Origin of the sequence: Streptomyces sp. GC420 (assembly GCF_009916105.1) — a bacterium.
Lineage (GTDB): Bacteria > Actinomycetota > Actinomycetes > Streptomycetales > Streptomycetaceae > Streptomyces.
This window is the reverse complement of the sequence record NZ_JAAAXQ010000060.1, coordinates 1-20,097: the sequence shown is the minus strand read 5'-3', so window position 1 is coordinate 20,097 and position 20,097 is coordinate 1. Positions and strand designations below refer to the sequence as shown.

11 protein-coding genes and 1 pseudogene are annotated in these 20,097 nt (G+C 73.5%); 4 read left to right on the top strand and 8 right to left on the bottom strand.

Annotation, left to right across the window (positions count from 1 at the left end; all coding sequences use genetic code 11):
- Window positions 1–2 precede the first annotated feature (2 nt).
- Entirely contained in the window at window positions 3–245 is a 243-nt protein-coding gene (locus GUY61_RS10545) for a mycoredoxin (protein WP_166629825.1), read from the top strand.
- Between the two features lie 42 nt (window positions 246–287).
- Here GUY61_RS10545 and nudC read toward each other — a convergent pair whose 3' ends face one another.
- The 5 genes from nudC to GUY61_RS10520 form a co-directional block, all read right to left on the bottom strand.
- Entirely contained in the window at window positions 288–1,241 is a 954-nt protein-coding gene (gene nudC, locus GUY61_RS10540; RefSeq protein ID WP_166629824.1) for an NAD(+) diphosphatase, read from the bottom strand.
- Between the two features lie 73 nt (window positions 1,242–1,314).
- On the bottom strand, window positions 1,315–2,832 hold the full coding sequence (locus tag GUY61_RS10535) for a dipeptidase (RefSeq protein WP_166629823.1): 1,518 nt from the start codon (window positions 2,830–2,832) through the stop codon (window positions 1,315–1,317).
- A gap of 36 nt (window positions 2,833–2,868) precedes the next feature.
- Window positions 2,869–6,522 carry an ATP-dependent DNA helicase gene (locus GUY61_RS10530; protein WP_166629822.1) on the bottom strand — a complete coding sequence of 1,218 codons (3,654 nt, stop codon included), beginning with the start codon at window positions 6,520–6,522 and terminating at the stop codon, window positions 2,869–2,871.
- 133 nt (window positions 6,523–6,655) lie between these two features.
- Window positions 6,656–10,723 (bottom strand): UvrD-helicase domain-containing protein, encoded by a 4,068-nt coding sequence (locus tag GUY61_RS10525; RefSeq protein WP_166629821.1) that lies wholly within the window; start codon window positions 10,721–10,723, stop codon window positions 6,656–6,658.
- 194 nt (window positions 10,724–10,917) lie between these two features.
- Complete coding sequence (locus tag GUY61_RS10520) at window positions 10,918–11,286, bottom strand: MGMT family protein (RefSeq protein ID WP_166629820.1); 369 nt, start codon at window positions 11,284–11,286, stop codon at window positions 10,918–10,920.
- A 131-nt stretch (window positions 11,287–11,417) separates the two neighbouring features.
- Here GUY61_RS10520 and GUY61_RS10515 point away from each other — a divergent pair, with 131 nt between their 5' ends.
- The 3 genes from GUY61_RS10515 (at window position 11,418) to GUY61_RS10505 (ending at window position 17,652) form a co-directional block, all read left to right on the top strand.
- Window positions 11,418–14,354: a lysylphosphatidylglycerol synthase domain-containing protein gene (locus tag GUY61_RS10515; RefSeq protein ID WP_166629819.1), complete on the top strand. Its 2,937-nt coding sequence runs from the start codon at window positions 11,418–11,420 to the stop codon at window positions 14,352–14,354.
- Between the two features lie 84 nt (window positions 14,355–14,438).
- Complete coding sequence (locus GUY61_RS10510) at window positions 14,439–16,007, top strand: alpha/beta hydrolase (protein WP_166629818.1); 1,569 nt, start codon at window positions 14,439–14,441, stop codon at window positions 16,005–16,007.
- Between the two features lie 94 nt (window positions 16,008–16,101).
- A complete protein-coding gene (locus GUY61_RS10505) occupies window positions 16,102–17,652 on the top strand; it encodes an alpha/beta hydrolase (RefSeq protein ID WP_166629817.1) in 1,551 nt (516 codons plus the stop codon).
- Between the two features lie 165 nt (window positions 17,653–17,817).
- On the opposite strand, the gene moeZ is transcribed toward GUY61_RS10505, so the two are convergent.
- The 3 genes and pseudogenes from moeZ to GUY61_RS40015 all read right to left on the bottom strand — a co-directional run.
- Window positions 17,818–18,996: an adenylyltransferase/sulfurtransferase MoeZ gene (gene moeZ, locus GUY61_RS10500; protein ID WP_166629816.1), complete on the bottom strand. Its 1,179-nt coding sequence runs from the start codon at window positions 18,994–18,996 to the stop codon at window positions 17,818–17,820.
- A 93-nt stretch (window positions 18,997–19,089) separates the two neighbouring features.
- On the bottom strand, window positions 19,090–19,833 hold the full coding sequence (locus GUY61_RS10495) for a spherulation-specific family 4 protein (RefSeq protein WP_166629815.1): 744 nt from the start codon (window positions 19,831–19,833) through the stop codon (window positions 19,090–19,092).
- Window positions 19,821–20,097 (bottom strand): annotated as a pseudogene (locus GUY61_RS40015) (hypothetical protein); the annotation flags it as partial. The pseudogene GUY61_RS40015 and the gene GUY61_RS10495, both read right to left, overlap by 13 nt.

Genomic DNA, 20,097 nt, shown 5'->3' with positions numbered 1-20,097 from the left:
ACATGCCGGGCACTGTGACGATGTACAGCACGACGTGGTGCGGATACTGCAGGCGGCTCAAGAGCCAGATGGACCGCGAGGGCATCACGTACAACGAGATCAACATCGAGCAGGACCCGGAGTCGGCGGCCTTCGTCGAGAAGGCGAACGGTGGCAACCAGACCGTTCCGACCGTCCTCTTCTCTGACGGTTCGACCCTGACGAACCCTTCGCTGGCGCAGGTCAAGCAGAAGATCAGCGTCTGAGTCCCGGTCGGCAGGACCGTCTCGGCGGGGCCGCCGCGCGTGCTAGAAGGAGGCCCTCGTCGGGAGTCGTTCGCCGTACCAGATCTCAATCAGCCGGGCCGCGATCGAGATGCCGTAGGGAGGCAGCACCTCCCCGGTCTCGAACGCGGCCCGGAGCTCGTCGCGGGAGAACCAGCGCGCCTCGTGCAGTTCCTCCCCGTCCACCTGGATCTCCGCGCTGGTGGCCCGGGCCATGAAGCCCAGCATCAGGCTGGACGGGAACGGCCAGGGCTGGCTGGCGACGTAGCGCACCTCGCCGACCTTCACCCCGGCCTCCTCGAAGACCTCGCGGACCACGGCCTGCTCGATCGACTCGCCCGGCTCCACGAAGCCCGCGAGGGTCGAGAACCGCCCCTCGGGCCAGTGCACCTGGCGGCCCAGCAGAATGCGGTCCTTCTCGTCCGTGACGGCCATGATCACGGCCGGGTCGGTGCGGGGGTAGTGCTCGGCCCCGCAGGCCGGGCAGCGGCGGATGTGGCCGGCCGCCGCGATCACCGTGCGCTCCCCGCAGCGTGAGCAGAAGCGGTGCAGCCGCTGCCAGTTCTCCAGTGCCACGGCATGCACCATCAGGGCCGCCTCGCGCGGGGAGAGGAGCAGCCCCGCCTCACGCAGGCCGGCCGGGCGCGCCGACTGGTCGATACGGCCGGGCAGGGCGTCCTTCTGGAGCGCGAAGTACCGGATGCCGTCCTGGTCGGTGCCCAGGAAGTAGCGGTGCGTCTCGGTGGGCGGGGCCTCGAAGGACGGGGTCATGACCAGTTCGGTCCTGGTGCCGTCGGCGTCCTCTGTCTCGTCGATCAGCACCTGGCCTCCGGAGACCACGAAGACCCGCGTCGTCGGGTGGCTCCAGGCGGCGGCCAGCCAGGCCTCGTCGAGGCGGTGATGCGCCTCACGGTCGATGCCGCTGGGCGCGGTGAGCGAGATCGGCCGGTCTGCGGTGTCGTCGGTCAAGGTGGTCACGAGTGCTTCCAACTCCCCCGGTGGTGCGGGCGATTGCGGTTGCGGTTCGGCGGGGCGGACGGGATACGCATCGTCAGCGGCCACCGGTGTCTGCGGGGTCCGGGCGTGCCGCGGGGCCGGCATGCGGTTCGGGGTCCGGGCGCTGTCCGGGGTCCGGGCGCTGTCCGGGGTCTGCGGTCCGGGCCGCGCCCGACCAGTGGCCGGCGAGGTCCTCCCACAGGTGGGCGGCCGTCTCGGCGCCCTTCATCAACAGGTCGAGTTCGACCTTCTCGTCGGGTGCGTGCCAGCCGTCCGACGGCACCGAGATGCCGAGGAAGAGCACGGGCGCGCCGAGCACGTCCTGGAGGTCGGCCGCCGGACCCGATCCGCCCTCGCGGGTGAAGCGGACGGGCCGGCCGAAGGCGCGTCCCATGGCGCGCGCGAGCGACTGGAGTGCCGGGTGGCCGAGCGGGGTGAGGCAGGGGCGGGTGGCGGCGCCGAAGACGATCTCGTGGCGGATGCCCGCGGGGACCTGTACGGCCACCCAGTCCTGCACCAGTTGCTCGATCTTGTCCGGGTCCTGGCCCGCGACCAGCCGGAAGGAGAGCTTCAGCAGTGCGGACGAAGGGATGATCGTCTTGCCGCCCGCACCCAGATAGCCGCTGCCGATGCCGTTGACCTCGGCGGTGGGACGGGCCCAGACGCGTTCGAGGGTGGAGTATCCGGCCTCGCCGAGGGTGGCGTACGACTTCGCGGTGCGCAGCCAGGCCGCCTCGTCGAAGGGCAGTTCGGCGAAGAGCCGCCGCTCGTGGTCGGTGAGTTCGGTGATCCCGTCGTAGAAGCCTGGGACGGCGACGCGCTCGTCGGCGTCGTGCAGGGCGGCGACCAGCCGGGCGGCGACGGTGGCCGGGTTCGGCACGGCCCCGCCGAAGGAGCCCGAGTGGATGTCCTGGTCCGGACCGTGGAGGGTGATCTCGCAGTCGGCGACGCCGCGCATGCCGGTGCAGACGGTCGGGGTGTCCTCGGACCACATACCGGTGTCCGAGACGATCACGGCGTCCGCGGCAAGACGTCCGGCATTGCCCTCGACCAGGGCGCGGAAGTGCGGGGAGCCGGACTCCTCCTCCCCCTCGATCAGCATTTTGAGGCCGACGGCGGGGGTGGTGCGGCCGGTGGCGGCGAGGTGGGCGCGCACCCCGAGTGTGTGGAAGAACACCTGGCCCTTGTCGTCGGCGGCGCCCCTGGCGTACAGCCGTCCGTCCCGCTCGACCGGTTCGAAGGGCTCGCTGTGCCAGCCGTCCTCGCGGGCGGCGGGCTGCACGTCGTGGTGTCCGTAGACGAGTACGGTGGGCGCCCCCGGGGCGTCGGAGGGCCACTCGGCGAAGACGGCGGGGGCGCCGGGGGTCTCCCAGACCTCGACGACCGGGAATCCGGTCTCCCGGAGCTTCGACGCCAGCCAGTCGGCGCTGAGCCGGACGTCCGCGGCGTGCTCGGGCTGGGCGGAGACCGACGGTATGCGGAGCCACTCGGCGAGGTCCGCGAGGAAGCCGGTGCGTTGCGCCTCGACGTACGCCTGGACGGTGTGGACGGCGCTGTCCGGGGTGTCGCTCATGCCATCGAGCCTATCGCCGCCGGGGTGCCCGGATTTTCAGGTGTGGTCGCCGGAGGGCTGTCCGGGGTGCCCGCCGTGCACGTCCCCCGCCACCCCGCCCGGCTGCTCGCCCGGCTGCTCGCCGAGGAGGATCCGCTCCAGTTCGGCCCGGCCCGGCAGCGGCCCGGGGCGCAGGACCTCCCCGCTGCGCACGTGCAGGAAGACTGCGCTCACGGCCTCCGGCGGCAGACTGTGCTGCTCGGCCCAGGCGAGCCGGTAGACGGCGAGCTGAAGGGGGTCGGGGTCGGTGCCGCGGCCGGTCTTCCAGTCGACGATCTCGTACGTGTCCCCCGTCCGGTACACCGCGTCGATCCGCCCCCTGATCACCCTTCCGGCGAGAGCGAGCTGGAAAGGGGCCTCCACGCGGTACGGCGTGCGCCGGGCGTACGCCGACCGCTCGAAGGCATCCTTGAGCGCGGCCAGCTCCTCCTCGTCGGCGATGTCCTCCTCCGCACCCGGCAGTTCGTCGGGCTCCAGCATCGGCAGCTGCAGTTCCTCGAACCGTGACTCCACCCAGGCATGGAACCGGGTCCCGCGGCGGGCCGCGGGCTGCGGAGGCCGGGGCATGGGCCGCGCCAGATCCTGCGCGAACGCGTCCGGGTCGGCGGCGAGGCGCATCAGCTGGGAAGCGGTGAGCGACTGGGGCAGCGGTACGTCCCGGACGCCGCCGCGTGCGCGCAGCAGCTCGGCGGCGAGCGTGTCGAGGTCCCGGTCCCAGGAGGCGACGGCCCGCGCCTCCTCGGGGGTCAGGCCGTCCGCCAGGGGCGCCGCGGGCGCCGCGAGCGGCCTCCGGGGGGCGGGAAGGGCGACCCGGCGGCCGCCCTCCGCCTCGTCCGTCGGATGCGGAGGCGCCCCTGCGGGGGCGGCGTCGGGGGCGCCGGGGCGCTCGGTCGTCCACGACTCCCAGTCGGCCGGGCTTTCGGCCCCGTCGTACGGGTCCGGGTCCGGTTCGTCCTCGGGCGGAGGTGCGAACCAGTCGGGGTCCTCGGGCGGAGACTCGAAAAGATCCCCGTCCCGGACCACGGGGCCAGCGGGGCCAGCGGGGCCAGCGGGGCCAGCGGGGCCAGCGGGATGATCCGGCTCCGCGGAATCCGCGAAGCCCGTGGCAGACGCCCTCCGGGCGTGCGCGCCCGCCGCCCCCGCCGTTTCACCGCGCTGCCCCGGTACCCCGTCCAGGTGGGCCAGCACCAGATCGGCCGCCTTCCTGCGGCGGGCGAAGGCGGCGTCGTCGAGGGGCAGGGGCCAGGCATGGTCGTTGAGGGAGTCGCGCAGGCAGGGGTTCTCGGCGTCGGGGGCGGGTTCCCCGGCCCAGGCGTCGATCTCGCCATGGCCGGCCTCGCAGTGGGTGCGCAGCGCCTCCAGGAAGACCGAGGGACCGCGGCGGCGCTTCTGGGTGGGCCCCCACCAGTGGCCGGAGGCGAGCAGCAGGGACCGGGGGCGGGTGAAGGTGACGTAGCCCAGGCGGAGTTCCTCTGTGGCCTGGTGGTCCTTCATGTCGGCCTTGAACGCGGCCAGGCCCTTGCTGTTCCAGCCGGGGACGTCCGGCAGTGTGTCGGCGTCGCCGCGCAGGGAGTGCGGGAGGACCTGCGGGTTGGAGGTCCAGGACTCGCGGGTGCGGTCGCTGGGGAACTGCTTGGTGACCAGTCCGGGGACGGCCACGACGTCCCACTCCAGGCCCTTGGACTTGTGCGCGGTGAGCACCTTGACCGTGTTCTCCCCGCCGGGCAGCGCGTTGTCCAGGCCCTTCTCGTACTGGGCGGCGGTGCGCAGGAAACCGAGGAAGGCGAGGAGGGTCGTCTCGCCGTCGAGGGCCGCGAAGGACGCGGCGATGTCGAGGAAGTTGGTCAGGGTCTCGCGCCGCCGCGCGGCCAGGGCGTGCGGCGAGGCGGAGAGTTCGACCTCGAGGCCGGTGACGTTCAGGACCCGGTGCAGTACGTCCATCAGCGGGTCGGCGAGCGAGCGGCGGAGCTCGCGCAGTTCGGCGGCGAAGCGGGCGAAGCGCACCCGGGCCTCGCCGGAGAACGGCAGCCCATCGGCGCCCGCGTCGGGTTCCAGGAAGGTGTCGAGGGCGTCGGCGAGCGAGACCACCTCGGACGGGTCCACGCCTTCGACGGCCTCCGCGAGCCGGGCGTCGGCGTCCGCGTCCTCGCCGCGCTCACGCCGTACGAGCAGCCGGGCACGGCGGCCCAGCAGCGCCAGGTCGCGCGGTCCGATCCGCCAGCGCGGTCCGGTGAGGAGGCGGACGAGGGAGGCGTTGGCGCCCGGGTCCTGGAGCACCTGGCACATCGCGACCAGGTCGGCGACCTCGGGCAGGTGCAGCAGCCCGGACAGCCCGACGACCTCGACCGGCACGTCGCGCGCGACCAGGGCGGCCTGGATCTGCGGGAAGTCGGTGGCGGTGCGGCAGAGCACGGCGATCTCGCCGGGTGCCTTGCCGGTCCGCACGAGGTGCGCGACGGAGTCCGCGAGCCACTCCAGCTCCTCGGCGTGTGTGGGCAGCAGCGCGACCCTCAGCTGCCCGTCGCGCTCGGCGCCGGGGGCCGGCCGCAGCGCCTCGACGCCCTCGTGCTGGGCCCGCAGCGGTGCGGCGAGGCCGTTGGCGAGGTCGAGGATGCGGCCGCCGCTGCGCCGGTTCTCGCTGAGGGAGAAGCGTGTGGCGGGCCTGCCGCCGGGGTGCGCGAAGTGCTCGGGGAAGTCGTCGAGGTTGGCGACGGAGGCGCCGCGCCAGCCGTAGATGGCCTGGCAGGGGTCGCCGACGGCGGTCACCGGGTGGCCCGTGCCGCCGCCGAAGAGACCGGACAGCAGCAGCCGCTGGGCGACGGAGGTGTCCTGGTACTCGTCCAGCAGCACCACGCGGAACTGGTCCCGCAGGATGGCGCCGACCTCGGGCCGCTCCAGCGCGAGGGTCGCGGACAGCGCGATCTGGTCGCCGAAGTCGAGCAAATCCCGGGCGCGCTTGGCCTCGCGGTAACGCCCGACGAGGTCGAGGAGCTCCAGCCGGGCCGCCACTGTCAGGGGCACCTTGCGCAGCTCGTCGTTGGTGAGCCGGACGCCCTCCAGTTCCTCCAGCAGCTCGCGGTCGTACGCGCGCAGCCGTTCGGCGGGCACCAGGTGCTCGGACAGTTCGGCGTCCAGCGCCAGCAGGTCGGCGACGAGGACGGGGAAGGACCGGGTGAGCGCGGGGTAGGGGCCGGGGGCCTCGCGCAGCACGCGGGCGGCGAGCTGGAAACGGGTGGCGTCTGCGAGCAGCCGGGCGCTCGGTTCGAGGCCGATGCGCAGGCCGTGCTCGGTGAGGAGCTGCCCGGCGAACGCGTGGTACGTCGAGATCTGCGACTCACCCGGCGGCTCGTCCGGGTCGAGCAGATCGGGGTCGGTCACCCCGGCCCTGACCAGGGCCGTCCTGACGCGTTCGGCGAGTTCGCCGGCCGCCTTGTTGGTGAAGGTCAGCCCGAGGACCTGTTCGGGGGCGACCTGCCCGGTGCCCACCAGCCAGACGACGCGCGCCGCCATGACCGTGGTCTTCCCCGAGCCGGCTCCGGCCACGATCACCTGCGGGGCGGGCGGCGCGGTGATGCAGGCCGTCTGCTCCGGTGTGAAGGGGATGCCGAGGAGCTCCTTGAGCTGCTCGGGGTCGGTGACGCGCGGGGACACCCCAGTGAGGCTAACGGTGTCCACTGACAGCGCGGCCCGCCGGTCTCTCACCTCACGCCGGTCACCCCACCGCTGCCGGACCTCACCTCACGCCGGTCACTCCACCAGGTGCCGGTCTCTCACCTCACGCCGGTCACTCCACCACGTGCCGGCCCTCCGGCCGTGCGCTGCACGAGGCGCGGAACGAGCAGGTGTCGCAGTGGTTGCCGGTGCTCGGGGTGAACCGCTCGTCGAGGACGCGGCCGGCGGCGGTGGCGAGGAGACCGCCGACCCACTCCCCCGGCCCGTCCGCCGGCGGCTCCTGCGCCTGCACCTTCGGGACGGTGTCCCCGCCGTCCTTCTTCGCCGCGCCGACGCGCAGGTGGACGAGCTCGGCGCCGCCCGGCTCCGGGCGGCGGCCACCGAAGACCTCGTCGACGGCGCCCTCGCGCACGGCGAGCTGGTACACGGCCAGCTGCGGGTGACGGGCGACCTCGGGGCCGGTGGGCGTCTGCTTCCCGGTCTTGAAGTCGACGACGTACGCGCGTCCGTCGTGGTCCTCCTCGACGCGGTCCATGCTGCCGCGGATCCGCACCTCGTACTGGCCCGCCTCCAGGGTCACGTCGAAGCCGTGCTCGGTGGCGACCGGGGTGCGGCCCGCGCGGTCCATCACGTGCCAGCTCAGGAAGCGCTCCAGGGCGGCGCGGGCGTTGTCCTTCTCCTGCCGGGACTTCCAGGGGGCGTCGAAGGCGAGGCCGTCCCAGACCGAGTCGAGGCGTTCCATGAGCACCGCCAGGTCGGCGGGGGTGCGCCCGGAGGCCACCTCGTCGGCGAGTACGTGGACGACGTTGCCGAAGCCCTGGGCGGCGGTGGCCGGCTCGTCCGCCTTGACCTCGCGGCCCAGGAACCACTGCAGGGCACAGGTGTTCGCGAGCTGGTCGAGGGCACTGCCGGAGAGGGCGACGGGCTGGTCGCGGTCCCGCAGGGGGGCCGGGGTGTGCGTGGGTTCGTACAGCCCCCACCAGCGGTACGGGTGCGCCGCGGGCACGAGCGGCTGGCCCTCCTCGTCGCTGAGCGCGGCGAGCCTGGCCAGGCGGCGGGCGGCCGCCTCGCGCAGCGCCGGCGAGGCGGCCGGGTCGACGGTGGTGGCGCGCAGCTCGGCGACGAGCGCGGCCACGGCGAGGGGCCGGCGGGGGCGCCCGGTGACGTCCTTCGGCTCGACGCCGAGTTCGGTGAGGAAGCGGGAGGGCTGGTCGCCGTCGTCGGCGGGGGCCTTCACCGCGGTGACGACGAGCCGTTCACGGGCTCGGGTCGCGGCGACGTAGAACAGCCGCCGCTCCTCGGCGAGCAGCGCGCCGGGGCCGAGCGGTTCTGCGAGGCCGTCACGGCCGATGCGGTCGGCCTCCAGCAGCGAGCCGCGGCGCCGCAGGTCGGGCCAGAGCCCTTCCTGGACGCCGGCGACGACGACGAGGTGCCATTCGAGGCCCTTGGACCGGTGCGCGGTCATCAGCTGCACGGCGTCGGACCCGACGGCCCGGCCGGAGAGCGTGTCGGCGGCGATGTCCTGCGCGTCGACCTCCTCCAGGAAGTTCAGCGCGCCCCGGCCCCCGGTACGGTCCTCCGCGCGGGCCGCGGTCTCGAACAGCGCGCACACCGCGTCCAGGTCCCGGTCGGCGTTGCGCCCGGCGGCGCCGCCGCGCAGGGCGGCCCGCTCGAGCCGCGCGGGCCACGGTGTGCCGTTCCACAGCGCCCACAGCGCCTCTTCCGCCGTGCCGCCGCGCTCCAGGACCTCCCGGGCCTCGCGCAGCAGCCTGCCCAGGCGCTGGGCGCCGCGCGCGTACGCCGGGTCGTGCGCGACCAGCCGTTCCGGTTCCGCGACGGCGCGCGCGAGCAGTTCGTCGGACGGCGGCGGTACTCGGTTGCCGCCGGCCCGCTCCTCGTCGCGCAGCGCGCGCCCGAGCCGCCGCAGGTCGGCGGGGTCCATGCCGCCGAGCGGCGAGGTGAGCAGGTCCAGGGCGGTCTCGACGGTCAGCCAGGGCGCGTTCACCGGCTCTTCCGGCGCGCCCACGCCTGCCGCGGACACGGGCCGGGTCTCCGGCTCCGTCCCGGCCGCTTCCAGTGCCGGTTCCGCTGCCGCTGCCGGTTCCGCTGTCAGGGAGCCGTCCCGCTGCGGCCCGGCCGCGCCCCGCGCACCGGCTTCCGGCTGCCCCGGGCCACCCGGTGTGCCGGGGTCCGGCGGCGCCCCGGTGTCCCGCTCCGGCCGCACGCCTCCCGGCCCCTCCCCATCCGGCCGCCCGGCGCCCGGCACCGCCGTGGAGCCGGAGGCGGACGCGGCCGCCCCCGCGCCGGACGCCGGGGCGGAGGCGGGGGCGTCCGAGGGCCCGGCGTCCCGCCGCGACACCGGATCCCAGGGGCCGTCACCCTGGGCGGTCGGCGAGGCGTCCGGCACCGGAGAGCCGACCGGCCGGGAACCGGCGGCCCCCGGCTCACCCGCGCCCGGCCGCTGCCGCCCCGTACCCAGTGCCGTGCCATGAACGGGCGCGGAAGCGCCCGACGGCCCGGCGTCCCGCCGCGACACCGGATCCCAGGGGCCGTCACCCTGGGCGGTCGGCGAGGCGTCCGGCACCGGAGAGCCGACCGGCCGGGAACCGGCGGCCCCCGCCGAGGGGCCGGCGGCGACCCGCCCGCCGACCTCCGGCCTGCCCGCGCCGGGCGCCGGGACCTGCGGGCCGTCCACCCGAGCCGATGGGCCACTGGGCGCCGCCGGAGCGTCAGCCGGCTGCCCCGCACCCGGTGCCGGAGCATGGACGGGCGCGGGAGCCGTGAGGGCGGCGCATGCCGCCGCACGGAGGGCGGTCAGGAGCGGGGCCACGGCCGGCTCCTGGTGCAGGGGGACGTCGTTTCCGCTGATGTCCAGAGGAACGCCCGCCGAGGTGAGGGCTCGGCGCAGGGAGGGGATGCTGCGCGCCCCGGCGCGGACGAGGACGGCCATCTCGCTCCACGGGACGCCGTCCTCCAGGTGGGCCCGCCGCAGCAGGTCGGCGATGTTGTCCAGCTCCGTCGTGGGCGTCGGGTAGGTGAAGGCCTCGACGCGCCCGCCCTCGCGGGCCGCGGTGAGCTCCCGGTGCACCCGTACCTTCTCCGCGGGCAGCCGGGGGAGCGGCATACGGCGCGTGATCAGGCGGGTGGCGGCGAGCAGCCCGGCGCCGGAGCGGCGGGAGACGCCCAGTACCTCGATCGGCGCCTCGGTGCCGTCGGAGCGGCGGAACATGGCGGGGAAGCCGAGGATGCCGTTCACGTCGGCGCCGCGGAACGCGTAGATCGACTGGTCGGGGTCACCGAAGGCGACCAGGGTCCGGCCGTCCCCGGCCAGCGCCCGCAGCAGCCGCACCTGGGACGGGTCGGTGTCCTGGTACTCGTCGACGTACACCGCGTCGTAGCGCGCGGACAGCCCGGCCGCGACCTGGTCGCGGGAGGCGAGCAGCACGGCCCGGTGGACGAGTTCCGCGTAGTCGAGGACCCCCTGGGCGTCGAGCACGTCCAGGTACTCGGCGAGGAACGATGCCGCAGCCCGCCAGTCGGGACGGCCGATGCGCCGGGCGAAGCCGGCGAGCTGCGCTGGGCCGAGACCCAGCTCACGGCTGCGGGCCAGCACGGCGCGCACCTCGTCGGCGAAGCCCCGGGTGGTCAGGCAGGCCCGCAGGTCGGAGGGCCAGTGGACACGGGCGCGGCCCTCGCGGGCCAGCTCCTGCTCGCCGGCCAGCAGCTCCCGTACGTACAGGTCCTGCTCCGGGCCGGACAGCAGCCGCAGGGGATCCACGAACAGGTCGGCGTCCTGGTGGGCGCGGACCAGCGCGTAGCAGAACGAGTGGAACGTGGTGGCCTGCGGTGCCGGGGCGCCGCCGAGCCGGGCGGCCATCCGGTCGCGCAGTTCCACGGCGGCCTTGCGGCTGAAGGTGAGCACCAGGAGGCGTTCGGGGTCGGCCCCCCTGGCGATCCTGGCGGCGACGGACTCGACGAGGGTGGTGGTCTTCCCGGTGCCCGGCCCCGCCAGGACCAGCAGCGGACCTCCGGGGTGGTCAACCACCGCACGCTGCCGTGCGTCCAGTTGAGGAGGGCCGGGCGGTTGCGGTGGCGTACGGACGAGCCGGTACGCGCCACGGGTCCCCCGCCGCACCTGTCCGAGGTGCGGCCCGCTTCGGGAGAAGGAGGAGGAGCTCACGTGGTTCGCCGGTCCTGGTGGGTGTGCTGATGGTGGTGCGGCAGCGCGGATCGCACGTACCGGAGGTGCCGGATGCACCGGGGGTGACGGGCGGGCCGTGTCCCGGAGACGCTACGCCAGTGGGCGCGGATGTCGCCCGTACCGCGTACGGTCTTCGTCCGGGGACCCGCCGGGCGCCCGGATGGACGAAGCTGTCAGGTGTGAGCGTCCTGCCCGTGAACCGATCCGTCCCAGCGCGCCCGTCTCATGTCGAGGCGCGGCACGTGGTCGTCCGCCTGCCGGGCGGCGGCCCGCAGCGGCGTGCCCTCCTCCCTGTAGCGGCCGAGCGCCTCCACCTCGTGGCCGGGCAGCAGGATGCCGTCGGCGCGGACGACGCGCCACCACGGCACGGCTCCGCCGTACAGCGCCATGACGCGTCCCACCTGGCGGGGCCCTCCCTCGCCGAGCCATTCGGCGACGTCCCCGTACGTCATCACGCGGCCGGGCGGAACCAGCTCGGCCACGTCGAGCACCCGTTCCGCATACGCGGGCAGGTCTGGCAAGTCCTCGCTCATCCGGAACATCCTGCCCCATGGCACCGACAGTGGACCGGGAGGTTCGATGCGTCACATCTCACCCCCCTCGCGCCCGCGCTTCGCACCCTGATGCCCCCTTCGGCGCTCCGGTCGTGCCACCATCGTCCGGGCGGTGACTGGTGATACGAGATCAAGAAGAGACGGCGGCGGAGGAGCAGAGCCGGCGGTCCGCGAAGGCGGAACGGCGCTCCGACGCTCCGGCGCGCCCGGACGCGCCCGGGCCGGTGCCGCCCGGGGACGCGGCGGGCCCCGGCGTCCCGGAGAGCGCCGTCACGGGCGACGGCCCGGGTGAGCGGGAAGGCGCCGCGGCCCCGGACCGCACCGCCGGCACCGACCACTCCGCCGCCCCGGACCGCACCGCCGGCACCGACCACTCCGCCGCCCCGGACCACCCCGCGGACGCGCCCGGCCGGGACACCGGGGACGGCCACCACGGGCACCCCGACGCCGACCGCGTCGAGCGCGACGAGCCGCTGCTCCCCGCCCGTGTGCACCGCCCCTCCGACCTCATGCGGCTGCTCGTCGGCGTGCTCGGCATCGTGCTGGTGCTGGCACTCGCCGCCTTCGCACACGGCACCACCACGGGCCTCGAACAGGACATCAGCAAGGGCACCGGCCAGGCGCCCGACCTGCTGATCAAGTTCGCCGGCCTGGCCTCCTCGATCGCGGTGCTGCTGGTCCCGGTGGTCTTCGCCATCGAGCGGCTGATCAAGCGCGACGGCCTGCGCATCGCCGACGGCGTCCTCGCGGCGGTCCTGGCGCACGGCGTCTCGCTCGCCACCGACCTGTGGGTGTCACGCACGGCACCCGAATCGTTGCGGGACGCGCTGACCCAGTACGGTCCCGGGGACGCGCTCACCGACCCGGTGCACGGCTATCTCGCGCCCGTGATCGCGTACATGACGGCCGTCGGCATGGCCCGCAGGCCGCGCTGGCGGGTCGTGCTGTGGGTCGTCCTGCTGCTCGACGCCTTCGCGATGCTGGTCAGCGGGCTGACAACGCCCTTCTCGATCATTCTGACCGTGCTGATCGGCTGGACGGCCGCCTACGGCACGGTGTACGCCGTCGGCTCACCGAACGTGCGCCCCACCGGCCAGACCCTCCTCGCGGGCCTGCGCCGCGTCGGCTTCAAGCCGGTGAACGCCGTACGGGCCGAGGAGACTCCGGAGAACCCGGACCACAACGACCGGGGCCGCCGCTACCTCGTCGCCCTGGAGGACGGGCCGCCCCTCGACGTCACCGTGGTCGACCGCGAACAGCAGGCCCAGGGCTTCTTCTACCGCGTGTGGCGGCGGCTGACCCTGCGCGGCATCACCCAGCGCAGCAGCCTGCAGTCGCTGCGCCAGGCCCTGGAGCAGGAGGCCCTGCTCGCCTACGCCGCGATCGCCGCCGGGGCGAAGGCGCCGAAGCTGATCGCCACGTCGGAGCTCGGCCCGGACGCGGTGATGCTGGTGTACGAGCATCTGGGCGGCCACACCCTGGACTCGCTGTCCGACGAGGAGATCACCGACGATCTGCTGCGCAGCGCCTGGCGGCAGGTGAAGTCCCTCCAGTCGCGGCGGATCGCACACCGCAGGCTGGCCGGGGACGCGATCCTGGTGGATCGTTCCGGCACGCCGGAGGCCGGGGACACCGACACCGTGCCCGACAAGGTGATCCTCACCGATCTGCGCGGCGGCGAGATCGCGGCGGGCGACCTCGTCCTGCGGATGGACGTCGCGCAGCTGCTCACCACCCTCGGCCTGCGGGTCGGCGCGGAGCGCTCGGTGGCCGCGGCGGTGGAGGTCATGGGACCGGACGCGGTCGCGGACTCCCTGCCCCTGCTCCAGCCGATCGCCCTGACCCGCAGCACCCGCGCCACGCTGCGCCGGCTGGCCCGCGAGCGCGCCCAGCGGCAGCGTGAAGCCGTGCTCGCGGCCTCCGACGGCGCCCGGCACACCGGGGAGCGGCCGCGCCCCACGGAGGGCAAGGCCGCCCGCAAGGCCGTGCGGGCCGAGCGGCAGGCCGAGAAGCGCGCCATCGACGAGGCCCTGGAGGAGGCCCGCGAGGAGGACCTGCTCTCCCAGATCCGGCACCAGGTGCTGCTGATCCGGCCGCAGGCGCCGGTGGAGCCGGTGCGGCTGGAGCGGATCAGGCCGCGCACCCTGGTCAGCTTCGTCGCCGGCGCCTTCGCCGCCTACTTCCTGCTCTCGCAGCTCGCCCACATCAACTGGGACCAGATCCTCGGAGAGGCCGAGTGGGGCTGGGTGGCCGCCGGTGTGCTGTTCTCCGCGCTGAGCTACTTCGCGGCGGCGATGAGCCTGCTGGGTTTCGTGCCCGAGCGGGTGCCGTTCCTGCGGACGGTCATGGCGCAGGTCGCGGGTTCCTTCGTGAAACTGGTCGCCCCGGCTGCGGTCGGCGGTGTGGCGCTCAACACCCGCTTCCTCCAGCGCGCGGGCGTACGGCCGGGGCTCGCGGTGGCGAGCGTCGGCGCTTCCCAGCTGTTCGGGCTGGGGGCGCACATCCTGCTCCTGCTCACCTTCGGTTACCTCACCGGGACCGAGAAGACGCCGTCGCTCTCCCCTTCCCGGACGGTGATCGCCGGCCTGCTGACGGTCGCCGTCCTGGTGCTGGTGGTGACCGCGGTCCCGATCCTGCGGAAGTTCGTGGCGACCCGGGTGCGGGCGCTGTTCGCGGGTGTCGTGCCGCGCATGCTCGACGTGCTCCAGCGCCCGCAGAAGCTGCTCACCGGCATCGGCGGCATGCTGCTGCTGACCGGCGCCTTCGTGATGTGCCTGGACGCCTCGATCCGGGCCTTCTCGCCGGAGGGCGTCGCCGTCAGCTACGCCAGCATCGCCGTGGTCTTCCTCGCCGGCAACGCGCTCGGCTCGGCCGCTCCGACACCGGGTGGTGTGGGCGCCGTGGAGCTGACCCTGACCGTCGGCCTGGTCGCCATCGGCCTGCCGAGCGAGGTCGCGACACCGGCGGTGCTGCTGTTCCGGCTGCTGACGTTCTGGCTGCCGGTGCTGCCCGGCTGGCTCGCCTTCAACCAGCTGACGAAGAAGGGCGCGCTCTGAGCGCTCCGTCGGCAGTCCGGCGCGGGCTCACTCGTACGGCGCACGGGCCGCGCCGCGCGCCCCCGCCCGGCCGACCATGGCCGTATGGCCGTCTCCGCCCGTCGCCGTACGACCACCGCCCGGCTGCTCGTCCTCGTCCTCGCCCTGGTGCTGTCCGTGACCCTGGGGTCTCTGGCCTCCTGCGACGAAGCCGAGCAGGAGGACGTGGACCTGCGGGAACAGACCCTGGACTGGGACCGCTGTCCCGACCCCTCGGACTCGGAGGGCGGCGGCACGGCCCCTTCCCCGCCACCGGGCGGCGGCAGCTGGGAGTGCGCCACGCTGCGGGTCCCGCTGGACCACGCCGACCCCGGCGGCGAGCGCATCGGACTGGCCCTGATCCGGGCGAAGGCCACCGACCGGAAGAACCGGATCGGCTCGCTGCTGTTCAACTTCGGCGGCCCCGGAGCGTCCGGCGTCGTCACGCTGCCCGCCGCCGCGGGGGACTTCCGGAGCCTGCGCGGCCGGTACGACCTCGTCAGCTTCGACCCGCGCGGCATCGGCCGCAGCGACGGGGTGCGCTGCGAGGACGACGAGGACCTCGACGCGTACTACGCGCAGGACTTCACCCCGGACACGGCCGCCGAGGAGCGGAGCCTGCTGAAGAACCACACCGCGTACGTCGACGCCTGCGAGGACCACTCGGGCAGGACCCTGCCGTACGTCGGCACGACCCAGGCGGCCCGCGACATGGACCTGATGCGCGAGGTCCTCGGCGACCGGAAGCTGCACTACTTCGGCATCTCGTACGGCACGGAACTGGGCGGTGTCTACGCGCACCTGTATCCGCGGAACGTGGGCCGGGCGGTCTTCGACGCCGCCGTCGACCCCACCACGAACGCCGAGCAGGGCTCCCTGGCCCAGGCGAAGGGTTTCCAGCAGGCCCTGGACAACTGGGCGCGGGACTGCGTGGACCGCGGCGACGAATGCCTGCTGAGCGGCGCCACGGTGGCGGAGGTGGAGGCGAACATCACCGAACTCCTCGCCTCCCTCGACAAGAACCCCCTCCCGGGCCGGGGCTTTCGCGAACTGACCCAGACCCAGGCCACCAACGGCATCGTCCAGGCCCTGTACTCCAAGGACTACTGGCCACTGCTCGAACAGGGCGTCGACGAGGCGCAGGGCGGCACCGGCTCGCTGCTGCTCTCCCTCTCCGACGCGATGAACGGGCGCAGCGAGAACGGCACCTACAGCAATCTCCAGGCGGCCAACGCGGCCGTGAACTGCGCCGACTACAAGGGGCGCTACGACGCCGCCGGCATCGAGGCGCGGCTGCCCGAGTTCCGCAGGGCCTCGGCCGTCTTCGGCGACTACCTCGCCTGGGGGCTGCTCGGCTGCGACGGCTGGCCCGTGCCCGGCCAGTGGGAGCACCCGGACGTGAGCGCGGACGGCGCGGCGCCGATCCTCGTCGTCGGCACGACGGGCGACCCGGCCACACCCTACGAGGGCGCGCGGAGAATGGCGGAACGGCTGGGTGAGTCCGTGGGCGTCGAGCTCACGTACAAGGGGGAGGGACACGGCGCGTACAACGCGGGCGACCGCTGTGTCCGGGACGCGGTCGACGGCTACCTGCTCGACGGGCGGGTCCCGGCGAGGGGGACCCTGTGCGGCTGACGCAACTACGATGAACGACCAGCACGACCAGAACGACCAGAACGACCAGTGACCGCGAGGACATCTGCGGCATCGGCACGGGCGGGGGAAGAAAATGCTGGACAAGATACGGGCCGGGGCCGCCGCGGCGGCGCTGCTGCTCGCCGGGACCCTGGTGGCCTGCGACAGCGGCTCGGACGGCGCCGGCGACGGTAAACCGGGCGGTGACGGCTCCCCGGCCGCTGCCGGGCCCGGCTCGCAGGACCTGCCCGCCGCGCTGACCGGCCAGAAGCCGGACTGGGGCCGCTGCGAGGCACCGGAGGGCGGCGAGGCCCCCGGCTCCGGCTGGGAGTGCTCGACGATCAGGGTGCCGCTGGACTACGACAAGCCCGAGGGCGAGACCATCGGCATCGCCGTCATACGCAAGAAGGCCACGGACCCGGGCAAGCGCATCGGCTCGCTCCTGTTCAACTTCGGAGGGCCGGGCGGCTCGGGCGTCTCCGGGCTGCCGTCCTCCGCCTCCTCCTTCACCAAGCTGAACAGCCGCTACGACCTGGTGAGCTTCGATCCGCGCGGGGTGTCGGCCAGTGCGGGCGTGCGCTGCCGGGACGACAAGGAGATGGAGACGGCGGCGGAGATCGACCTGACCCCCGACACCGCCGCCGAGGAGCAGGCGTACATGGCCGACGGCGCCGACTTCGGCCGGGACTGCGAGCGCCGCTCCGGCAAGCTCCTCCCCCATGTCTCCACCAGCAACGCCGCGCGCGACATGGACCTGATGCGCCATGTGCTCGGCGACCGGAAACTGAACTACCTGGGCTTCTCCTACGGCACGGAGCTGGGCGGCGTCTACGCCCACCACTTCCCGGGGAACGTCGGACGGGTCGTCCTCGACGCCGTCGTGGACCCGACCGCCGACGCCGTCGGACACGCGCGCAACCAGACCACGGGCTTCCAGCGGGCTCTGGAGAACTACCTCAAGAGCACCGGGCAGGACCCGGAGCAGGGCACCGAGAAGATCGTCCGGCTGCTGGAGCGGATCGACAAGAAGCCGCTGCCGACCTCCAGCGGCCGCGAACTGGGCGAGAGCAGCGCCCTGACCGGGATCGTCCTGCCGCTCTACAGCAAGGAGAGCTGGACGTACCTCACCCAGGGACTGGAGGAGGCCGAGAACGGCAGCGGCGACCTGCTGCTCGCCATGGCGGACTCGTACAACGACCGCGACGAGAAGGGCCACTACGGCACCCAGAGCCACTCGCAGCGCGCCATCTCCTGCGCCGACGCCAGGCAGCGGCCCACTCGGGCCGAGGCGAAGGCGCTGGTGCCGGAGTTCCGTGAGATCTCCCCGGTGTTCGGCCCGTTCCTCGCCTGGGACACGGCGGGCTGGTGTGCCGACTGGCCGGTCGCGGGCGAGGGTGACGACCCGGAGGTGAGCGCGCCGGGCGCGGACCCGATCCTGGTCGTCGGCACGACGGGCGACCCGGCCACACCCTACGAGGGGGCGCGGAAGATGGCCGAGGAACTCGGCGAGGGCGTCGGTGTCCGGCTGACCTTCGAGGGTGAGGGCCACGGCGCGTACACCGCGGGGAACTCCTGCGTGACGTCCACCGTGGATGCGTACCTGCTGAACGGCAGGGTCCCAAAGGACGGCAAGACCTGCTCCTGAGCCCGCTCCCGGCCCGCCGGCTCCCGGGTTCCGCTCCCGGCCCGCCCGAGGTGTCACGCACGAAGGGACCGGCCCCCATCCCGCGGGGGCCGGTCCCTTCGCTCGTGCGGCCTGTTCGCCGGCCTGTTCACGACCGGTTCTCGTACCGGACTGCCGGCGGAGTGCTCAGTAGACCGGCTTCTCGGGCTCGATCTGGTGGACCCAGCCGATGACGCCGCCGCCCACGTGCACGGCGTCGGAGAAGCCCGCGGACTTCAGGACCGCGAGGACTTCCGCACTGCGGACACCCGTCTTGCAATGCAGGACGATTTTCTTGTCCTGCGGCATGTCCTGGAGGGCGGTGCCCATCAGGAACTCGTTCTTCGGGATCAGCCGGGCGCCGGGGATCGAGACGATCTCGTACTCGTTCGGCTCGCGGACGTCGATGATGTCGATCTTCTCGCCCTCGTCGATCCACTCCTTGAGCTGCTTGGGGGTGATCGTCGAGTCGGCCGCCGCCGCCTGGGCCTCCTCGGAGACGACGCCGCAGAAGGCCTCGTAGTCGATGAGCTCGGTGACGGTCGGGTTCTCGCCGCAGACGGCGCAGTTCGGGTCCTTGCGGACCTTCACCTGGCGGTACTGCATCTCCAGGGCGTCGTAGATCATCAGCCGGCCGACCAGCGGCTCGCCGATGCCGGCGAGCAGTTTGATGGCCTCGTTGACCTGGATGGAGCCGATGGAGGCGCAGAGCACGCCCAGCACGCCGCCCTCGGCGCAGGAGGGGACCATGCCCGGCGGCGGGGGCTCCGGGTAGAGGCAGCGGTAGCAGGGACCGTGCTCGGACCAGAAGACGGAGGCCTGGCCGTCGAAGCGGTAGATCGAACCCCAGACGTACGGCTTGTTCAGCAGCACGCAGGCGTCGTTGACCAGGTAGCGGGTCGCGAAGTTGTCGGTGCCGTCGACGATCAGGTCGTACTGGCTGAAGATCTCCATCACGTTGTCGGCCTCGAGCCGCTCTTCGTGAAGGACGACGTTCGTGTACGGGTTGATGCCCTTGACGGTGTCGCGCGCGGACTCCGCCTTGGAGCGGCCGATGTCCGCCTGGCTGTGGATGATCTGGCGCTGCAGGTTGGACTCGTCGACCTCGTCGAACTCCACGATGCCGAGGGTGCCCACACCGGCTGCGGCCAGGTACATCAGGGCGGGCGAGCCCAGGCCGCCCGCGCCCACACACAGCACCTTGGCGTTCTTCAGCCGCTTCTGCCCGTCCATCCCGACATCCGGGATGATCAGGTGGCGGGAGTACCTGCGGACCTCGTCGACGGTGAGCTCGGCAGCCGGCTCGACCAGGGGTGGCAGCGACACGGGGACTCCGTTGGTCGGTATTTCACTACGGGGACACCCCGGCAGGACGGGCCCGCCCGGGGACATCTGTCAGTAACAGTGCCATGCCGGCTTTCATTCCGAGACACCCTGTCCGGCAAGCGAGACGAATTCGTCCCAGTGGCCGGGCATTACCGCCCAGTCCTTCCGGTCGGTGAAGTAGATCGTGGCGGCACCCTGCCAGCGCGCGATGCGCACTGCCTCCTCCAGATGGGTCCTCGGGACGCCGCCGACAAGATGGCAGAACCGCTCCGGCGGATGGTCCGCCGTCCACTCGGCCACCTGTGACCAGCGATAGTCGGCCCAGGCGCCCGCGAAGGTCACCAACTGGTCGGCGGCTTCCAGGTATCCGGGATCCGGGTGCGCGCCGTGGGAGAGCACCACGTGGCCGCCGCCCAGCCGCTCCCGCAGCGTGGCGGTCACACGGCGCACCTCGGGCAGGTGTGTCCGGTCCGTGGGACAGCGGTCCATGTAGAACCCGTCGACCAGATACCAGTCGAGGTAGCGGTGGGCGTCGGAGATCAGCTCGCCGAGGCCACGGACGCCGTGCGCGGCGTCGAGGTGGCCCAGAACGAGGACGCCGGCGTTCCGCAGCCGGCCCGCCGCCTCCAGGCAGCGCGGGTCGGGGCGGGTGCCGGGACCGGCGTACCCGCTCACCGTGACATTGAGCACGACCCAGTGGAGGGGGACGCCCGGTCTGGCCAGCTCGCCCCACTCGGCCGGTGCGAGCAGCGGATGGCCGAAGCCGGGGACGCCGATGCCGAACGGGCCGGAGGTGGCGCCGGCGTGCTGTATCGCCGTACTGATCAGATGCGGCATGCCGCCTCCATCCAGATGTCCGCCAGTGACTCCTCCAGGGCGATCCGGGGCCTCCAGCCGAGCCGGTCGCGCGCGGTGCGCACATCGGCCTGCTGCCAGCCGCCGCAGCCGTCGGGGTAGGGAAGGGGCGCGCCGAGGTGGGCACTGCCGAAGTCGGCCTGGGTCAGCCGGTCACGCAGGCCCTCGGGGTAACCGTTCCAGCCGACCAGCGCGGGATACTGCCATGTGCCCTTGTGGTTCTCGGGAGGTTCGTCGTTGGAGTTG